General features: G+C 26.2%; 19 protein-coding genes. 18 read left to right on the top strand and 1 reads right to left on the bottom strand.

Annotated features, from left to right (window positions below; translation table 11 throughout):
- Nucleotides 1-85 precede the first annotated feature (85 nt).
- The 16 genes from BGI42_RS09545 to BGI42_RS09470 all read left to right on the top strand — a co-directional run bounded on the left by BGI42_RS09545 (nt 86) and on the right by BGI42_RS09470 (nt 13,687).
- Nucleotides 86-1,540 (top strand): UDP-N-acetylmuramoyl-L-alanyl-D-glutamate--2,6-diaminopimelate ligase, encoded by a 1,455-nt coding sequence (locus BGI42_RS09545; RefSeq protein WP_069680085.1) that lies wholly within the window; start codon nt 86-88, stop codon nt 1,538-1,540.
- A 14-nt stretch (nt 1,541-1,554) separates the two neighbouring features.
- The gene (locus tag BGI42_RS09540) at nt 1,555-2,916 is read left to right on the top strand and encodes a UDP-N-acetylmuramoyl-tripeptide--D-alanyl-D-alanine ligase (protein ID WP_069680084.1); all 1,362 of its coding nucleotides are present in this window, start codon (nt 1,555-1,557) and stop codon (nt 2,914-2,916) included.
- Between the two features lie 42 nt (nt 2,917-2,958).
- Nucleotides 2,959-3,933 (top strand): phospho-N-acetylmuramoyl-pentapeptide-transferase, encoded by a 975-nt coding sequence (gene mraY, locus BGI42_RS09535; protein ID WP_069680083.1) that lies wholly within the window; start codon nt 2,959-2,961, stop codon nt 3,931-3,933.
- A 62-nt stretch (nt 3,934-3,995) separates the two neighbouring features.
- The gene (gene spoVE / locus BGI42_RS09530; protein WP_069680082.1) at nt 3,996-5,120 is read left to right on the top strand and encodes a stage V sporulation protein E; all 1,125 of its coding nucleotides are present in this window, start codon (nt 3,996-3,998) and stop codon (nt 5,118-5,120) included.
- Nucleotides 5,121-5,408: 288 nt separating this feature from the next.
- The gene (locus tag BGI42_RS09525) at nt 5,409-6,074 is read left to right on the top strand and encodes a cell division protein FtsQ/DivIB (protein WP_084023907.1); all 666 of its coding nucleotides are present in this window, start codon (nt 5,409-5,411) and stop codon (nt 6,072-6,074) included.
- Between the two features lie 15 nt (nt 6,075-6,089).
- Complete coding sequence (locus tag BGI42_RS09520) at nt 6,090-6,818, top strand: DUF881 domain-containing protein (protein ID WP_069680080.1); 729 nt, start codon at nt 6,090-6,092, stop codon at nt 6,816-6,818.
- 21 nt (nt 6,819-6,839) lie between these two features.
- Nucleotides 6,840-7,178: a small basic family protein gene (locus tag BGI42_RS09515; RefSeq protein WP_069680079.1), complete on the top strand. Its 339-nt coding sequence runs from the start codon at nt 6,840-6,842 to the stop codon at nt 7,176-7,178.
- A gap of 14 nt (nt 7,179-7,192) precedes the next feature.
- Complete coding sequence (locus tag BGI42_RS09510) at nt 7,193-7,924, top strand: DUF881 domain-containing protein (protein ID WP_069680078.1); 732 nt, start codon at nt 7,193-7,195, stop codon at nt 7,922-7,924.
- 94 nt (nt 7,925-8,018) lie between these two features.
- Nucleotides 8,019-8,690 (top strand): YggS family pyridoxal phosphate-dependent enzyme, encoded by a 672-nt coding sequence (locus BGI42_RS09505; RefSeq protein WP_069680077.1) that lies wholly within the window; start codon nt 8,019-8,021, stop codon nt 8,688-8,690.
- Between the two features lie 2 nt (nt 8,691-8,692).
- Entirely contained in the window at nt 8,693-9,154 is a 462-nt protein-coding gene (locus tag BGI42_RS09500) for a cell division protein SepF (protein WP_069680076.1), read from the top strand.
- 8 nt (nt 9,155-9,162) lie between these two features.
- Nucleotides 9,163-9,429, top strand: a complete 267-nt coding sequence (locus tag BGI42_RS09495) for a YggT family protein (RefSeq protein WP_069680075.1) — start codon at nt 9,163-9,165, stop codon at nt 9,427-9,429.
- A gap of 3 nt (nt 9,430-9,432) precedes the next feature.
- The gene (locus tag BGI42_RS09490; RefSeq protein ID WP_069680074.1) at nt 9,433-10,197 is read left to right on the top strand and encodes a YlmH/Sll1252 family protein; all 765 of its coding nucleotides are present in this window, start codon (nt 9,433-9,435) and stop codon (nt 10,195-10,197) included.
- A 13-nt stretch (nt 10,198-10,210) separates the two neighbouring features.
- Nucleotides 10,211-10,828 carry a DivIVA domain-containing protein gene (locus tag BGI42_RS09485; protein WP_069680073.1) on the top strand — a complete coding sequence of 206 codons (618 nt, stop codon included), beginning with the start codon at nt 10,211-10,213 and terminating at the stop codon, nt 10,826-10,828.
- A gap of 191 nt (nt 10,829-11,019) precedes the next feature.
- Entirely contained in the window at nt 11,020-11,928 is a 909-nt protein-coding gene (locus tag BGI42_RS09480) for an RluA family pseudouridine synthase (protein ID WP_069680072.1), read from the top strand.
- Nucleotides 11,929-11,954: 26 nt separating this feature from the next.
- Nucleotides 11,955-12,497 (top strand): bifunctional pyr operon transcriptional regulator/uracil phosphoribosyltransferase PyrR, encoded by a 543-nt coding sequence (pyrR, locus tag BGI42_RS09475; protein ID WP_069680071.1) that lies wholly within the window; start codon nt 11,955-11,957, stop codon nt 12,495-12,497.
- Between the two features lie 29 nt (nt 12,498-12,526).
- The gene (locus tag BGI42_RS09470) at nt 12,527-13,687 is read left to right on the top strand and encodes a THUMP domain-containing class I SAM-dependent RNA methyltransferase (RefSeq protein ID WP_069680070.1); all 1,161 of its coding nucleotides are present in this window, start codon (nt 12,527-12,529) and stop codon (nt 13,685-13,687) included.
- Nucleotides 13,688-13,826: 139 nt separating this feature from the next.
- Here BGI42_RS09470 and BGI42_RS09465 read toward each other — a convergent pair whose 3' ends face one another.
- Nucleotides 13,827-15,554, bottom strand: coding sequence for an Rqc2 family fibronectin-binding protein (locus BGI42_RS09465; RefSeq protein ID WP_069680069.1), 1,728 nt, complete (start codon nt 15,552-15,554; stop codon nt 13,827-13,829).
- Nucleotides 15,555-15,821: 267 nt separating this feature from the next.
- Here BGI42_RS09465 and dapF point away from each other — a divergent pair, with 267 nt between their 5' ends.
- Nucleotides 15,822-16,643: a diaminopimelate epimerase gene (dapF, locus tag BGI42_RS09460; protein ID WP_069680068.1), complete on the top strand. Its 822-nt coding sequence runs from the start codon at nt 15,822-15,824 to the stop codon at nt 16,641-16,643.
- A gap of 74 nt (nt 16,644-16,717) precedes the next feature.
- Nucleotides 16,718-17,722, top strand: a complete 1,005-nt coding sequence (locus tag BGI42_RS09455; protein WP_069680067.1) for a hypothetical protein — start codon at nt 16,718-16,720, stop codon at nt 17,720-17,722.
- Nucleotides 17,723-18,106: the final 384 nt, after the last annotated feature.

Below are 18,106 nucleotides of genomic sequence, written 5' to 3'. Positions count from 1 at the left end.
ACTCACATGCTAAATTATTGTTAAGTAATTTTTTTATAGTATTTAAATAACATAATAAGCATATTATTTAAGGAGATGGTTAAAAATGAACCTTAAAGACATTTTAAAAGGACTAGATTATAATTTATTGCAAGGTAGTTTAGATAATGAAATATCTTCCATTAATTATGATAGTAGAAAAGTAGAAAAAGGAGATATTTTTGTTTGCATAAAAGGATATGCTACAGATGGTCATAAATATATTCAAAAAGCTATTGAAAATGGTGCATCTGTTATCATAATACAAGATAATGTGAAAATAATAGATAAAAATGTATCCATTATAAAAGTTAAAGATACTAGAAAAACTTTAGCACTTATGGGAATAAATTATTATGATAATCCAAGCCAAAAAATGAAAATTATAGGTATTACAGGCACTAATGGAAAAACAACAACTGCATTTATGATAAAATCTATTTTAGAGGCTAGTGGTAAGAAGGTAGGTCTTATAGGAACTATTGCTAACTATATTGGAAATGAGAAACTTCATACTGAAAGAACTACACCTGAATCACTTGAGTTACAAGAATTATTTAGTAATATGGTTAATAAAGGTGTAGAATATTGTGTTATGGAAGTGTCTTCTCATTCACTTGAATTAGATAGAGTGTATGGAGTGGATTTTGAAATTGGTATTTTTACAAATTTAACAAGAGATCATCTAGATTTTCATAAGACTTTTGAAAATTATTATAATTCTAAATTTAAGTTATTTAAAAGAAGTAATATAAGAATAATCAATAGTGATGATGATTATGGAAAACAAGTGATAAAAGATTTAAACAAATTAAAAGCTAAAAACATATATGATTATTCTATAAAAAAAGAATCTAATTTTAAAGCATTTGATGAAAAAATGGGAAGCAAAAATATAAGTTTTAAAGTTAATTTAGAAAAAGAGGAAGAATTTATTTTATCAATACCAGGAGAATACAATATATATAATGCTTTAAGTGCTATAGGAGCATGCTACAAGTTAAATATATCAATGGAATTTATTAAAGAAGGAATTAATAAAGTTATAGTTCCAGGAAGATGCGAAAGGACAGCTACTGAATATAATTTGATTTATGATATAATCATAGACTATGCTCATACTCCAGATGGGTTAAAGAATATACTAGAAACTGCAAGAGGATTTACTAAGGGAAGGTTAATTGCTATATTTGGATGTGGAGGAGATAGAGATAAGGTAAAACGTCCTCAAATGGGAAAGATAGGAACTGAAATAGCTGATATGGCTATTATTACTTCTGATAATCCTAGAAGTGAAGAACCTATTAAAATAATAGAAGATATATTGGTAGGAATAGAAAAAGATAACTATGAAGTTATTGAAAATAGAAAAGAAGCTATAAAGAGAGCTATAGATATTGCAAAAGAAAATGATGTAATAGTTATAGCTGGAAAAGGTCATGAAACATATCAAATTTTAAAAGATAAAACAATACATTTTGATGAGAGAGAAGTAGTTAAACAAATATTAGATGATAAATAATAAGAGGTGATATTATGGATTTAACTCTAAATGAAGTGTTAAAAGCAGTTGATGGTGAATTAATAGTAAGAAATAATGATGGAAATTTTGAAAAAATTTCAACTGATACAAGAAAAATTGAAGAAAGTAGTTTATTTATAGCATTAAAAGGCAATAATTTCAATGGTAATAATTATGCTGTTAAAGCAATAAAAATTGGAGCAACTGTTGCAATAATAGATGAAATAAACTTTAAAATAGAAGAGTTAAATAATGAAGGAACTATTATTAAAGTAAATGATACGAAAACAGCATTAGGAGCGTTAGCTAAATATTATAGAGAAAAATTAGGAATAAAAGTAGTTGGTATAACTGGTTCTACTGGAAAAACATCTACTAAAGATTTAGTAGCTGCATTTTTAAGTGGAAAATACTCTGTATTTAAGACAAAAGGTAATTTTAATAATGAAATAGGTTTACCTCTTATGATTTTTGAATTAAATTCAAGCTATGATATTGCAGTTCTTGAAATGGGAACAAGTAACTTTAATGAAATTCATAGATTAGCTAATATTGCAAGGCCAGATATGGGCATTATTACAAATATAGGTGTATCTCATATAGAATATTTAAAAACAAGAGAAAATATTCTTAAAGAGAAACTTAGTATAACAGACTTTTTTGAAAAGGATAATGTTTTAATAATTAATTGTGAAAATGATATGCTTCAAAAAGTTGAAAAAAATACTGACTTTAAAGTTGAAAAAACTGGTTATGATAAAAAATACGATTTATATGCTGAAAACATAGAATTAACTGACGAAAGTACTTCTTTTGATGCAGTTAATAGCAATGGAAGTAGTTATAGATTTAAACTAAATATGGTTGGAGAACATAATATTCAAAATGCTCTTTTAGGAATAAGAATAGCTGAGAATTTTGGACTTACATTTGAGGAAATGGAATTAGGATTAAAAAATCTTGAAGCAACATCAATGAGACTAGAATTTATAAAAAAAGATAATTGTACAATAATAAATGATTGCTATAATGCTAGTCCTGATTCTATGAAATCTGCATTAAATGTGTTAGAAACATACAGTGGAAATAGAAAAATTGCCATATTAGGGGACATGGGAGAACTTGGAGACTTCTCTAAATTAGCTCATAAAAATGTAGGGAGAGATGCTATAGGAAAAGTAGATATGCTCTTAACCTTAGGTGAATTTAAAAAAGATTACCAAAGTGGGTTTGGTGATAATACTTTTGTTTTTGAAAGTAAAGATGAATTACAAAAGTATTTAAAGAAAACAATTAAAAATGGCGATGTTATTTTAGTTAAGGCATCAAGATCGGCAAAATTTGAAGATATAGTAAAATATATAGAAAGTTTATAGTACAACAAAGGAGGTGAACTGCCTAAATGGCAGTATAAGAAAATGGGGGATATAATAAAAGATTTAATAAATCCAACAGTATTATCAGCATTAATAATGGGGTTTGCATTTTCAATGGTTTTAGGACCTATATTTATACCTATGCTGCATAAGTTAAAATTTGGTCAAAATATAAGAAAGGATGGTCCTAAAAGTCACTTAAAAAAATCAGGAACTCCAACCATGGGAGGACTTATATTTTTTATTTCAGCAACAGTGACAATGTTTATAATTGGATATAAACCAACTGACGAAGGCATGATAGTATTATACTCATTAATTGCATTTGGTATAATTGGATTTTTAGATGATATATTAAAAATAATTCATAAAGACAATTTGGGTTTAAGAGCTTATCAAAAAATGATATTATTATTACTATTTTCAGTTGCTTTAGCTTATTATGGGTATACAAATGTAGGAACTGATATTATAATTCCATTTATAAATTCTAAATTAGATTTAGGAATATTCTATATTCCATTAGTGGTTGTATATTATGCAGCAACAACTAATGCAGTAAATCTCACAGATGGAATAGATGGTCTTGCATCATCAGTAACAGTTATAGTTCTAACATTTTTTGCTATAATAGGGTTTAAAACAGGTCATTATCAAGTTGGGGTATTTTCAATTGTTCTTGCAGGTGCTTTATTAGGTTTCCTTAGATATAATGCTTTTCCAGCAAAAATATTTATGGGAGATACTGGTTCATTAGCACTTGGAGGTGCCGTAGCTACAATAGCTTTAATATTAAAAATGCCATTATTTATAATAATAGTAGGTGGCATATATGTAATAGAGACATTATCTGTTATAATACAAGTAACATCTTTTAAGATGACAGGTAAAAGGGTATTTAAAATGGCTCCTATCCACCATCATTTTGAACAATGTGGTTGGAGTGAAGTTAAATTAGTTACAGTATTTTCTATAATAACATTAATACTATGCATCATAGGCTTTATTGCACTTTAATTAACAACAAATATATAGTAATATTTTAATTAACTTAGTAATTAAGTTTGGAGGATTTGTGTATGAGAGTTAGTAAGCTCAGAAAAAAGAATATTGGTCAAATAGATTATGGAATATTCTATAGTGTAGTTTTACTATTAGCAGTTGGAGTTGTTATGGTATACTCTGCAAGTTCTTATTATGCTATGTTTAGAAATAATGATAGTATGTATTTTTTAAAGAGGCAGCTTGTTTGGGCAGTTTTAGGAATGATAGTTTTATGTACTACAATGTCAATTGATTATCATAAAATTAAAAAATATACTTTATGGATGATGATAGGATGTATACCATTATTGCTACTTGTATTTTTATTTCCAGGAGTAAATGGTGCTCAAAGATGGATTATAATTGGACCACTTTCATTACAACCATCTGAATTAGCTAAATATGTTGTAGTTTTATTTTTAGCTAAGAGTATAGAAATAAAAGGTGATGGAATAAAAAACTTTTCAACAGGAATAGTACCATATTTAGGTGTTTCAGGAATATATGCAGCTTTAGTATTAGCGGAGAAAAATTTAAGTATAGCATCAGTAATAATGATAGTTACTTTTATTGTGCTTTTTTCAGCAGGTGGTCGATTAAAACATTTATTTGGAATAGTTGCACCACTTATGGTAGCAGCAGCTATTATATTTACAGTAGCTGAACCTTATAGACGAGCAAGAATGTTGAATTTTATTGATCCATGGAAAGATCCTACAGGAAATGGATATCAATTAATACAATCCTTTTATGCATTAGGAGCAGGGGGAATTACAGGTCTTGGCTTAGGTCAGTCAAGGCAAAAAACATTATATATGCCTGAACCACATAATGATTTTATATTTTCAATAATAGGCGAAGAAATAGGTTTGATTGGTTGTTTATGTATAATAATGCTTTTTGTAGTTTTTATTTGGAGAGGAATAAAAGTCGCTATGAGTGCTAAAGATACTTATGGAACTTTACTAGCAATTGGAATAACTTCTGTTATAGCAGTTCAATCATTAATAAATATTGCAGTTGTAACTGGTTCTATGCCTGTTACAGGAGTTCCTTTACCATTTATCAGTTATGGGGGAACATCCCTGGTAATAAACATGGCAGCCATGGGAGTCCTTTTAAATATATCGCGACAAACAGAAGGAAAAAAAGATATTTAAATTTAATAATATAAGAGTCATAATTATTATAGATTATGACTCTTATTTTATTAAATTTTTCTTATTATGTAAAATCTATTAAAAAAGTTGATGAAAATTTTTAGACAAAGTGGTATTATTATATAAGAAATTTATTAAAAAAACTTAAATTTTAATATGAATTTTAAATATATTTAATCATAGAATAGGGATGGGCATGGCAAAAAAAATAAATACAAATAGATACATTGTAAAATCTAAGCGTAAAAAATTAATAAAGAAAATAATAATAACGCTTCTTTTTTTATTATGGCAATAATTATATTTATTACTAAATCAAATATATTTATAGTAAAAAAAGTAGCAGTTACAGGAAACCCAATAATAACAGGAGAAGATATAAAAGAACGATGTGAAAAAGTTCTTGGAGAAAATATATTCTTTGTAAGTAAAAGTGATTTAATTAAGGAAGCTACTAAGAATCCATATGTTAGAAGTGTAACTATAACAAAAAAATTTCCTAAACAAATAAATATAAATGTAGTAGAAAAAGAAGGCATTTATTATATTGATGAAGGAAAAAATAAGTTGATTTTAAGTAACAAATTAGTTTTACTTGAAAGAACTGATGATCTAAAAGGAAGAAATTTAGTAGAAGTAAAGGGAATAGAATTTAAAGATGGAAAAGTTGGTGAAAAAGTTTTAGAAGATGATAGAATTAGTGAAGTATTAACTACTTTCTATGATATAGTGAGGAATAATCCAACAGAATATCATATAAGTTCTATTGATCTTCAAGATCTAACTAATATTAAAGTATACATAGGTGAAGTAGAAGGAAGATTAGGAAATGATGAGAATTTACTAGATAAAATGAATAAAGTGCTTCATATTGTAGCTAGTCCAGAAGTCGCACTGACGAAAGGATATATAGATGTTAGTTATGAAGGTTCACCAGTATATTATCATGAATAGAAAAGGGAGGTAAAAATGAGAATATCTAAATCACAAATTTTTGTAGCGTTAGTCTGTGCACTTTTAGGCTTTTTATTAGCATATCAATTTAAAATTTTGTCTAATAAAAATGATCCAAATGAAATAAGTACTCATGATAAAAATAATATTATTGCAGAACTTGAAAGTTTAAGAAAAGAAAAAGAGGAATTACAAAAATCAAATAGTGAATTATCAGAGGAACTTAAAAATCTAGAAGAATCTGCTGCTAAAGAAGGAGATCTAGGAAAAGAAATTAAGAATAAATTAGATACTTCAAGAATGCATTTAGGTATAGTTGATGTTAAAGGTCCGGGAATAATAATTACAATAGCACCTAAAACATCAATATTCGAGTCTAACACTGGAGTGAGTGGAGTAAGTTTAGGTGAAGAAGAGTTAGTTCACATAGTAAATTTACTTTGGTATTCAGGAGCAGAAGCCATTTCTATAAATGATATAAGAATAACTCCCCAAACAGGTATAAAAGTTGCAGGAAATGGGATATCAATAGGATCATCTGGTAGAATATATCCTAATGATAAAATAACTATAAATGTTATTGGTGATAAAGGTAGATTAAATGTTGGAATATCATTTCCAGGGTCTTTAGATTATGGTGCACTTCCTAATTATAATTGTGAAGTAAAAACAAGTGATGATATATTGATTTTAAAAACAACTCAATCTATAAAAAGTGAGTTTATAAAAGCAGTTAAAGAATAAAAATCATAAGGAGGAAGAGATTTGATTGCAATAATAGGTCTACTGATAGGAATAATATTAGGTTTTTTATTTGATGTTAATATTTCTGAAAGTTTTTCGCCATATATGTCAGTTGCAATACTTGCATGTTTGGATTCAGTTTTTGGTGCAATAAGGGCTAATTTATCTAAAAATTTCCAAACAGACATATTTATATCAGGTTTTTTCGGAAATGCATTACTTGCAGCAGGATTAGCATATCTTGGAGATAAATTAGGCATTCCTATATACATAGCTGCAGTAATAGTATTTGGGGGTAGAATTTTCAATAATTTCGCAATAATAAGAAGACTTTTATTGGAAAAATTAAAGTCCCACTAAAGTAGGTGAAGATTGTGAAGAAAAGTAAGCAGACGTTTCTAGTTTTTCTTACAACTTTATGTTTGGGAATTTTAATATCAACAAATATTAATCTTGGTGGGATACAATCAGTTGTGGAATTAAATGCTAAACAATATAAAGATGCTATAGAAGAGAGAGCTAATTTATATAAAGAAATAGGAAATTTAAAAGAAAACAGTAATGAAATTAAAGATAAGATTAATAAATACATGAAAGAAGATGAAAAAAATGATAAGATTCTTGAAGATATGAAGGCTCAAATTTTAGACTATGACTTATTTGTAGGTTCAAGTCAAGTTGAAGGTCCAGGAATAGTATTAAAAATAAATGATGGAAATATTAATTTAGAAGAAGACTCTCAATTTGAAGTTACAGATAAAATATTTCACGATAATGATATGGCTTTAGTTTTAAATGAACTTAGAAAAGCCGGAGCAGAAGCTATCAGTGTTAATAATCATAGGGTAGTTCCATGGACAGGAGTAATATGCAATTGGGCTTTTATAGGGTTTGAAGATAATACTATGGAATCAGCTCCTTTTAGCATATATGCTATTGGAGATCCAGAAAAGCTAAAAACGGCATTATTAGAAGATGGTAGTCATATAAAAGAACTTATGATTAGAAATCTTTATGTAGAAATAGAAGAAAAAGATAAAATAACATTACTTCCAAGTAGAGCATCAAATGAAATTGAATTTATGAAAAGATATGAAAATAATTAAGAAATTTTGATTTTAATATACTTTATTAAAGGAAATTAAAGTTTTATAGAGAATATATTAAAAGATAGAGAATATATAGAAAGAGGAGTAGGCTATGAGCATTAAGGAAAATATAGAAAACCTAAATTTAAAAATTCCTGAAAATGTAAAACTCCTTGCTGTTTCTAAAACCAAACCTATAGAGGATTTAAAAGAAGCATATGAGGCAGGAATTAGAGATTTTGGTGAAAATAAAGTACAAGAACTTGTTTATAAGGAAGAAAATCTTCCAAAAGATATAAAGTGGCATTTAATAGGTAAACTTCAAACTAATAAAGTTAAATATTTAGTAGATAAGGTTTACTTAATACATTCATTGTCTAGTATAAAACTTTTGAAAGAAATTGAAAAAGTTTTTGGTAAAAAAGAAAAGATAGCAAATGTATTAATGCAAATAAATATTGGTAGAGAAGAAAGTAAAAGTGGTGTTTTAAAAGAAGACTTATTAGCACTTATTGAAGAAGTTGAAAAATGTAATTATGTGCGTGTTAAAGGTATTATGGTTATTATTCCTAAAGGAGATGAAAAAAATAATAGAAAATACTTTAAGGAAACTAAGGAAATATTCGATTATTTAAAGGTAAAGGAATATAAGAATATAAAAATGGAAGTACTTTCTATGGGAATGACTCATGATTTCAATGAGGCAATAGAAGAAGGGTCTAATTTAGTAAGAATTGGACAGGGAATATTTGGAGAAAGAAATTATAATACAGGAGGAGAGTAATAATGAGTAATGTGTTAACAAAAATGAAGTCATTTTTAGGATTAGGGGACGAAGAATATGATGAATATGATGACTTTGATGAAAACTATGATGACATAGAAGATGAAGATGTAGAAGATATGATAGAACCTGTTATTACTAATAAGAAAAATAGCAAGGTTGTAAACATTCATACATCACCAACAACGAAAGTAACAATAACAAAACCAGTTGATTATGAAGAAGCAACTGAAATATGTGATGCATTAAAAAATAGAAGAATAGTTTTAGTAAATACTACACTTTTAGAATTAAAGATAGCTCAAAGACTATTAGACTTTATAAGTGGTTCTTGTTATGCTTTAGGAGGAGAACTTCAACAAATAGAAAAAGGTGTTTATATTCTTGCTCCATCAAATGTAGAAGTAACTAGTGAATTAAAGAACGAATTAAATTCAAAAGCATTATTTAATTGGTCAAAATAGGAGGAAACATGGTATTTATTATTGGAAATTTTATTAGTACACTATTTAGATTGATAGAATTAGCTATACTAATAGAATGTATATTTTCTTGGATTTCTCCAGGAAAGCAAAATCAACTCCTAAATATAATAAGTAATTTTACTTATCCAGTATTAGAACCATTTAGAAAGCTTCAATATAAGTTTATGCCAAATATGATGGTGGATTTTTCACCGATACTTGCAATTCTAGGATTAGATATAATTAAAACAATTATATTAACTATAATTTATTAATATATGAAAGAAATAATTAATAAATATTTTTTAGAAGAAGATAAAATTCAAGCATTAAATTTATATGAAAAATATATGTTGGCAAAGAATAAAGATATAACTATTTTTAGTAATTGTTTTTATTCACCAAAGATATGGAAATGGTTTAAAAAAAACTGTGAAAGTAGTGATTTTAAAGTTACTTGTGAAGGTATTTTTAAAGATAGTGAAAGAAAGATGATTTCATTTAATAATGTTTATGAAACCTCCTTTCCTATAAGGTTACTTAAAGTTGAAGGAAAATCTAAGTTTTCAAAGTTGGAGCATAAAGACTTCTTAGGTGGAATATTATCACTAGGTATAGAAAGAAATAAAATAGGCGATTTAATAGTTGAAGATAATGTATGTTATTTACCAATACATGAGGATATATTAAATTTTTTATTATATAATGTTGATAAAATTGGAAAGACTCCTTGTTGTATTACTGAAATACAAAATAAAGGAGATCTTCCACAAATAAAATTTAAAGAAGAGGTTATTTTAGTCTCTTCTTTAAGAATTGATGGGATTGTTTCAAAAATATCTAAGTTATCTAGAGCAAAAGCTCAGATGGTGATAGATCAAGGTCAGGTTTTAATTGATTACACTAAAATAAAAGATAAAAGTTATGAAGTTAAAAGAGACGAGAGAATTATTATTAGAGGAACTGGAAAATTCATTGTAGGCGAAGTTATTGGAAGCAGTAAAAGCGGAAAATATAAGCTAATTATAAAAAAATATACATAGTTGAGGTGAGTTTATGAAATTAACACCAATGGATATAACAAATAAAGAATTTAAAAAAGGATTAAGAGGATACAGTGTAGAAGAGGTTGATGAATTTTTAGATGAAATAGTAGATAACTATGAAGAATTATATAAAGAGAATTCTAATTTAAAAGAGAAATTAACTAATATGCAAGAAAAGATTGATCATTATTCACAAATAGAAACAACAATTCAAAATACATTAGTTTTAGCACAGAATGCAGCTGAACAAGCAAAGACTACTGCACAAAAAGAAGCAGAATTAGTGCTTAAAAATGCAAATGAAACTGCTCAAAAAGTTCTTGATAAATCTCATAATGATGTAATAAGCATTAATGATGAATATGAAAAAGTTAAGCAGGAATTTATTAAATTTAGAGCAAAATATAGAAATTTCATGAATACTCAACTTCAGACTTTTGATGATTTAGAAAAAGATTTTATAAAGAATTATAATGTTTCAGAGCCTATAGAAGAGAATGATGTGAAAGAAAAAGATGTAGATGAAGAAGTGGCAGTAGACATTTCAAATGAAGAGTTAATCGATTATGATAAAAATTCACTTACTGAGGATTTAAGTGCAATAAAGAGTTTCTTTGCCAAAGAATAAAGTTTGTTCATATGTTTAAGTGTATTTACCTTTAAATTGTGGTATATAATTACAGTTTAAAGGTATTTTTATTTATCATTAAAAAATAAAAAGTTTTTAATGTAGTTTTAATCATTTATATTACATTTGTTGAGTAATGTATAGGATTATATTATAATATTGAGAGAATATATACAGAAAGGCTATTATTTATGGAAGGAAATATTTTAACAGTAAGTAAAGAAGATGAAGGATCCAGAATAGACAAATATTTAAGTGAAATTTTGAATGGAAAATCACGTTCTTTTATTCAAGGACTTATTGAAAAAGGAAACATTAAAGTAAATCATAAATCAATTAAAAGCAATTATAAAATAAAATATTGTGATGAAATAGTAATAACAATACCAGAAGCTGAAGTATTAAAAGTTGATCCGGAAAACATAAATATTGATATATTATATGAAGACAAGGATATAATAGTAGTTAATAAAGAACAAGGTATGGTTGTTCATCCGGCACCAGGAAATTATAATGGAACTTTAGTAAATGCATTATTATTTCATTGTAATGATTTATCTAGTATAAACGGTATTATAAGACCAGGAATAGTTCATAGAATAGATAAAGATACATCAGGGGTATTAGTAGTAGCTAAAAATGATGATGCTCATAATAAATTAGCTTCACAACTAAAAGATCATTCGATGAATAGAGAATATTATGCATTAGTAGAGGGAAGATTTAAAAATGATTTTGGAACGGTTGATAAACCTTTAGGAAGAGATAAGAAGAATAGATTAAAAATTGCAATAACTTCAGATGGAAGAAGAGCAGTAACTCACTATGAGGTTCTAGAAAGATATGATGCAGGCTATACATTAATAAAATGTAAACTTGAAACAGGTAGAACACATCAAATAAGAGTACATATGGCATCATTAGGTCACCCTTTAGTAGGGGATCCTCTTTATGGATTCAAAAAACAAAGATTTAAACTAAAGGGACAGATGCTACATGCTAAAAAGTTAGGTTTTATACATCCAAGTAAAAATGAATATATAGAATTTGTTACTGATTTACCACCATATTTTGAAGAAATATTACAAAAATTAAGATAAAATACAAAATTATAGGAGGAAGGATTATGAATTTAAAATCAACTTTATTAGACGATAAAGCAATAAAAAGAACATTAATTAGAATTTCTCATGAAATAATTGAAAGAAATAAAGGGGTAGAAGATGTAGTTCTTATAGGAATAAAGAGAAGAGGTTATCCATTAGCTCAAAGAATAGCAGAACAAATTGAAGGAATTGAAGGAACAAAGGTAAGTGTTGGATATGTGGATATAACTTTATATAGAGATGATCTTACTATAGTAGAAAAAGATCCTACAGTTAAGAGCATAGATATAGAGACAACTATAAAGGGTAAAAAAGTAATATTAATCGATGATGTATTATATACTTGTAGAACAGTTAGAGCTGCTATTGATGCTGTCATGGATTTAGATAGACCAGAAGGTATACAATTAGCTGTTTTAATTGATAGAGGACATAAAGAACTTCCTATAAGAGCAGATTACGTAGGTAAAAATATACCTACATCTAAAAACGAAGTTATAAAAGTTATGTTAAATGAAATTGATGGAGAAGATTCTGTTAAAATATATGATTCTAATAATTAATAGAATAAAGTTTATAAAAGGAGTAAAATATGTATAATTTAATTGCAACAAGTACTTTTGGTATAGAAAGCATAACAGCCAAAGAATTAAAAGCGCTTGGTTATGAAGAGCTGGAAATTGAAAATGGAAAAGTAACATTTGAAGGGGATGAAATGGATATAGCTATAGCCAATGTCCATTTAAGAACTGCTGATAGAGTATTAATTAAAATGGCTGAATTTGAAGCAAGAACTTTTGAGGAACTTTTTCAAGGAACTAAAAATGTGAAATGGCATGAAATAATACCTAAAGATGGAATTATGCATGTAGTTGGTAAATCAGTAAAATCTACATTACATAGTGTACCTGATTGCCAATCTATAGTAAAAAAAGCTGTAGTTAGTAGTATGAGTGAACATTATGGTATTGAAACTTTTAGTGAAAGTGGTTCTACATATAAAATAGAAGTAGCTATCTTAAAAGATAAAGTAACATTAACAATAGATACTACTGGTCCTGGATTACATAAAAGAGGATATAGAGAACTTGCAGGAATAGCACCATTAAAAGAAACTTTAGCGGCATCAATGCTTTTAATTTCAAGATGGAATGAAAAGTTTGATCTTATAGATCCATTTTGTGGATCAGGTACTATACTTATAGAAGCAGCCATGATAGCTCAAAATATAGCGCCAGGATGTAATAGAAATTTTGTGGCAGAAGAATGGTCTGATGATATAAAAAATACTTTTGCTATGGTTAAGGATGGAGCTAAGAAAGCAATAAAAGACAAAGAAATAAATTTAATAGGATATGATATAAATTATAGGGTATTGAAAGTAGCTATGGAAAATGCACAAAAAGCTGGTGTTGATAAATATATAAAATTCCAAAAGAGAGATTTTATGAATTTTTCAAGTTCTAAAAAAAATGGTTTTATAGTATCAAATCCACCATATGGTGAAAGAATTGGTGAAAGAGAAACATTACAACCTCTTTATAAGTATATGGGACAAATGAAGAGAAAACTTAATGATTGGGATTTTAATATTTTAACTTCTATTGATGGTTTTGAAAAAATGTTAGATTTAAAAGCAACTAAAAATAGAAAGTTATATAATGGAACAATTAAATGTTATTACTATCAGTATTTTGATAATAATAAAATTAAAAATCCAGGTGATACACTAATTAATAATTTAATGGATTAAAATAGTTAGTATATATACTAATATTATGTAAATAAAAAATGATAACTCAAAATTAATTTTGGGTTATCATTTTTTTATAACTAATATATATAAGATTTTAGGATTTATAAAAATATAAAATTTTTAATATTATAGTAATCTATAATTCTAAATTTTCAAATTTTTTTGGATCGACTATTAAAGTTTTATTTGTATGATATATTACCATTCCAGGTTTTGCACCATTTGGCTTTTTAAGTTCCTTAACTTTTGTATAGTCAACGGAAACTTTTGAAGAATTTTTTGCTTTGCTGTAATAAGCAGCTATTATTGCAGCTTCTTCTAAAGTTGTGTCTGGTACATCATATGAAGCAACTATAACATGAGATCCTGGAATATCTTTTGTATGTAACCAAAGATAATTCTTATTTGCAAATTTTAAACTTAAGTAATCATTTTGTAAGTTGTTTTTACCTACATAAATATCTATGTTATCACTAGATTTAAAATGATGAGGTTTAGAGGTTTTATTTTTCTTATTCTTTTTATCGGATTTTTTAAATCTTATATAGCCAGTTTCAACAAGTTCATTTTTTATATCCCCTATTTCTTCATAGCTTTCTACATTTTGAATGTTAGTAAGAACAGAATTTAAGTATTCTTCTTCTTTAAGGTTTTTATCAAGCTGAGATTTTGCATATTCTTCTGATACTTTTAATTTATTATATTTTTTATAATAAGCTTGAATATTCTCAGAAGGTGTTTTAAAAGGGTCTAATTTTATTTCAATATACTCTTCGTTTTCACTATAATAATTTAATAAAGAAACTTTAGTATCACCTCTTTTAACATTATAAATATAAGAGGTTAATAAATCTCCTTTAATTCTTAAACTTTCTTTTTCATCACAGTCTTTTAATGTTTTTTGTAATATTTTAGATTTCTTTTTACATCTATCTATGTTAGTAATAACTAACTTTTGAAGATCTAAAGATTTATTATGTAATCTATCTTGTTTATCTTTTTTATAAAAGAAATCATCCATAAGTAAGTTTGGATCATTATATTGTATTGTAGAAAAATCATTTTCTAAAGATGATAATTTTAAAAAATAAAAATCTTTATATATTCCATTGAGATTCACATAAATGTTATATGATAAGTTTTTATTCAAATTTGATGTAAAATTCTTAAAAAATTCATAAATTTCTTCTCTAGTAGGTGATGAATTAGATTCTATAATGTTATAATATAAATCTAAAGATAATAAGTTACTAATTCCTGTAAAAGTTTTGGAAAAGAAATTTTCATTAAATGCAATTGAATTATTAGATATAAAATTATTAAAATCATTATATTCAAATATCATTGGATTTAGTTTATTAGATTTTGGTGGATATACATATTCAACCCCAGGATAGAGAACTCTAAAAGTATTAATATCTGGAGTTATATGTTTTATTGACTCCATAACTTTATTATCTCTATTTCTAACTAATGTGATATTAGAATGTCGTCCCATAATTTCAACTATAAGAGAATATATACTATTAAAACCTAATTCATCTCGATTTTCTATATCAATTACTAGAATTCTATCATTATTTACTTGAGTTAATTTAGTAATTCTACCTCCTAATAAGTATTTACGTAATACCATTAAATACATTGGTGCTTTAATAGGATTTGATTTATTAGAATTAGTTAAATGTATTCTAGGAAACCTTGGAGATGCAGATACTAAAAGTTTTGAATTTTTACGATTCTTTCTTAAAGTTAAAATGATTTCATCTTTTTCAGGTTGATTTATTTTATCTATTTTAGAATCTAATATTGATTCTTTTAAATTATTAACTAAACTATATAAGTAGATACCGTCTAGTGCCATTGTAATTCGTCCTTTCTTAATACGACTATAGGCAAAAAGATGCCTTTAAAATAGTATAACATTATAGTTACTTTATTATCAAATATTCATATAATATGTTAAAGTAATCATATAAAGATTAAATTTAATAGAGATATTTATATTTGGTATTATATGTTAGAATGGAATTAATAATTTAATATAAAGTTAGTTTAATTAATATTGAGTTATTTGGTTAAATTTATATATAGTATCTACTTAAACAAAATATATTGGGGGAATATTAAAATGGAATTTTATAAAATGCAAGGAGCAGGGAATGATTTTATTTTTATTGAAGACTTTAATTATAAAATTAAAGATGAATGTGAATTAGCAAAAAAAGTTTGTAATAGGCATTTTGGAATTGGCGCTGACGGTCTTATAATAGTTAGAAAATCACAAAATTCAATGGCTAAAATGGTAATTATAAATTCAGATGGTTCTAGAGCAAATATGTGTGGTAATGCAATAAGATGTTTTGGAAAATATGTCTATGAAAATAAAATTATAAACAAGACTAAGTTTTCTGTTGAAACTGGAGATGGAGTCAAGGAAATAGAATTAACATTAAAAGAAAACAAAGTGGAATATGTAAAGGTATATATGGGAAAGCCATGTTTTGATGGAAAGTATATACCATTGAATAATTTAGATAGTTTAATTGATAAAGAGATAGTTGTAGATAATGAGACATATAATATGACAACTTTACTTATTGGAGTACCTCATACTGTTATTTTTGAAGAAAATAAGGAGTATGAAGTTAATTTAGGAGAAAAGATAGAAAAATTTAATTTATTTAAAGAGGGAACTAATGTTAATTTTGTAAAAGTAAATGATGATAAGCATATACGTGTAAATACATGGGAAAGAGGTGCAGGAGCCACACTTGCATGCGGTACAGGTTGCTGTGCTTCAGCTGTAGTTGCTAAAAAATTAGGATATGTAAGTGGAGAAAAAATATTTGTAAAAGCTCCAGGAGGAACTCTTATAATAGAAGTTCTAGAAGATGGAGTATATATGAGTGGTCCAGCAGAATTTATTTGTAAAGGAAATATTATTTTATAGTTAGGAATTAGAATCTGTTAAGCTGATATGAAAAAACAGCTTGATTTTTCAAGGAATTAATTGAGGGGATAGAAATGAGTGTTTTAAAAAAGAAAAAAATTAGTATTTTAGTGTTTATTGTTTTACCTCTGCTTATGCTAGGGTGTTCACCTAAGAATGAGCAACCAATTAGTGTAGCAGAGGAAGTTGAAATTAACCAAGGTGCAATATTAAAATATCAAGAACACAAATATAATTTATATAATTACAAAGAAGATAAATATAATTTATGTAATTCTAATGAAGCAATAGTTGATTATGATAAACCAAGTTCAAATTATATATACGTTGAAGATGAAAAATATTATATTGTACATAATGGAGAAAAAAGCGAAGTAAAAGATCCAAAATTTACAGACATAAAAATATCCCCTAATGGAAAATATATATCATACTTTATAGAAGAGGAAGGGTTACGTTTAAAAGTATTTGAAACATCTAAAAATAAAGAAATAAAAATCAAATCAAAAGTATCTATATCAGGTGTTTTATATGATTGGTATGATGAAAATAGTATACTTTATTATGGCGTCAGTGATGATGGAATAAATGGAATTTTTATATATAATTTAAATAATAATGAAGAACAACTCATTTATAAAATAGATGAAGGTTATTTAGGATTTATAAAATCATTAAAAGAAAATGTTGTTTTTTTACAAATAGACTTTAATAATAATAAAGAGATAGTGATGTTTAATAAGAGTAATAAACAGGCAACATTATTAACAGATCAAATTGAGTCGTTATATGATGTTGTAATTAAAGGTGATGAAATATATTTTGTGGGAAAACTTTATAATGATAAAGAATCTCTTTATAAAATATATAAAAATAAAGTAAAGAGAATAGTATATGATTTTCCTTCAATTGTGGAGGTTAATAAAGGTATAAGTATTAGTGAGAATGGAGATATATTGTTTATAGGTAAGGATACTAATTCAAAAAATAAAGCAGTGTATAGTTGTTCTGCTGATAATACAATAAGTTTGGTATCAGATAAAGCTGACGATTATTATTTTATAAAATTTAATGAGTAGAAAAAGCGCTAAAATAAGAGAATATCTTTTATTTTGGCGTTTTTTTATAAAAGAAATTATATGATTCTTAAAGCTTAAAAGCTTGATAAAATCTAGATTTAAATAAATATTAGTTAAGAATTGAGAGAGTAAATTTGAGGGTTAATAAAAAATTATGTAATGGAATTTAAAAAATATATTATAAGAAAGTCTTTAAGACTTTCAACTAAAACTCTCAATTATAAATTATTCACATTCAACTAAAAAGTGCGGAATAGCCATTTTTAGATTAGAAAATTGATAGTAAAGTTAAATGTGTAGATAACTTATATAAAGGATTAGCTTATAAGTATACTTGGCAATTTTTTTATATTTTAGTGAATATATTTAGGATAATAGGGAAGA

Source organism: Clostridium taeniosporum (assembly GCF_001735765.2).
GTDB lineage: Bacteria > Bacillota > Clostridia > Clostridiales > Clostridiaceae > Clostridium > Clostridium taeniosporum.
Note: the sequence above shows the minus strand (reverse complement) of the source record. Positions and strands in the feature narration are given on the sequence as shown.

Bases quoted from the DNA above. Each gene is read 5' to 3' on its own strand.
- BGI42_RS09545 (WP_069680085.1), top strand. From the start codon at position 86: ATGAACCTTAAAGACATTTTAAAAGGACTAGATTATAATTTATTGCAA.
- BGI42_RS09540 (WP_069680084.1), top strand. From the start codon at position 1,555: ATGGATTTAACTCTAAATGAAGTGTTAAAAGCAGTTGATGGTGAATTA.
- mraY (WP_069680083.1), top strand. From the start codon at position 2,959: ATGGGGGATATAATAAAAGATTTAATAAATCCAACAGTATTATCAGCA.
- spoVE (WP_069680082.1), top strand. From the start codon at position 3,996: ATGAGAGTTAGTAAGCTCAGAAAAAAGAATATTGGTCAAATAGATTAT.
- BGI42_RS09525 (WP_084023907.1), top strand. From the start codon at position 5,409: ATGGCAATAATTATATTTATTACTAAATCAAATATATTTATAGTAAAA.
- BGI42_RS09520 (WP_069680080.1), top strand. From the start codon at position 6,090: ATGAGAATATCTAAATCACAAATTTTTGTAGCGTTAGTCTGTGCACTT.
- BGI42_RS09505 (WP_069680077.1), top strand. From the start codon at position 8,019: ATGAGCATTAAGGAAAATATAGAAAACCTAAATTTAAAAATTCCTGAA.
- BGI42_RS09500 (WP_069680076.1), top strand. From the start codon at position 8,693: ATGAGTAATGTGTTAACAAAAATGAAGTCATTTTTAGGATTAGGGGAC.
- BGI42_RS09495 (WP_069680075.1), top strand. From the start codon at position 9,163: ATGGTATTTATTATTGGAAATTTTATTAGTACACTATTTAGATTGATA.
- BGI42_RS09490 (WP_069680074.1), top strand. From the start codon at position 9,433: ATGAAAGAAATAATTAATAAATATTTTTTAGAAGAAGATAAAATTCAA.
- BGI42_RS09485 (WP_069680073.1), top strand. From the start codon at position 10,211: ATGAAATTAACACCAATGGATATAACAAATAAAGAATTTAAAAAAGGA.
- BGI42_RS09480 (WP_069680072.1), top strand. From the start codon at position 11,020: ATGGAAGGAAATATTTTAACAGTAAGTAAAGAAGATGAAGGATCCAGA.
- pyrR (WP_069680071.1), top strand. From the start codon at position 11,955: ATGAATTTAAAATCAACTTTATTAGACGATAAAGCAATAAAAAGAACA.
- BGI42_RS09470 (WP_069680070.1), top strand. From the start codon at position 12,527: ATGTATAATTTAATTGCAACAAGTACTTTTGGTATAGAAAGCATAACA.
- BGI42_RS09465 (WP_069680069.1), bottom strand. From the start codon at position 15,554: ATGGCACTAGACGGTATCTACTTATATAGTTTAGTTAATAATTTAAAA.
- dapF (WP_069680068.1), top strand. From the start codon at position 15,822: ATGGAATTTTATAAAATGCAAGGAGCAGGGAATGATTTTATTTTTATT.
- BGI42_RS09455 (WP_069680067.1), top strand. From the start codon at position 16,718: ATGAGTGTTTTAAAAAAGAAAAAAATTAGTATTTTAGTGTTTATTGTT.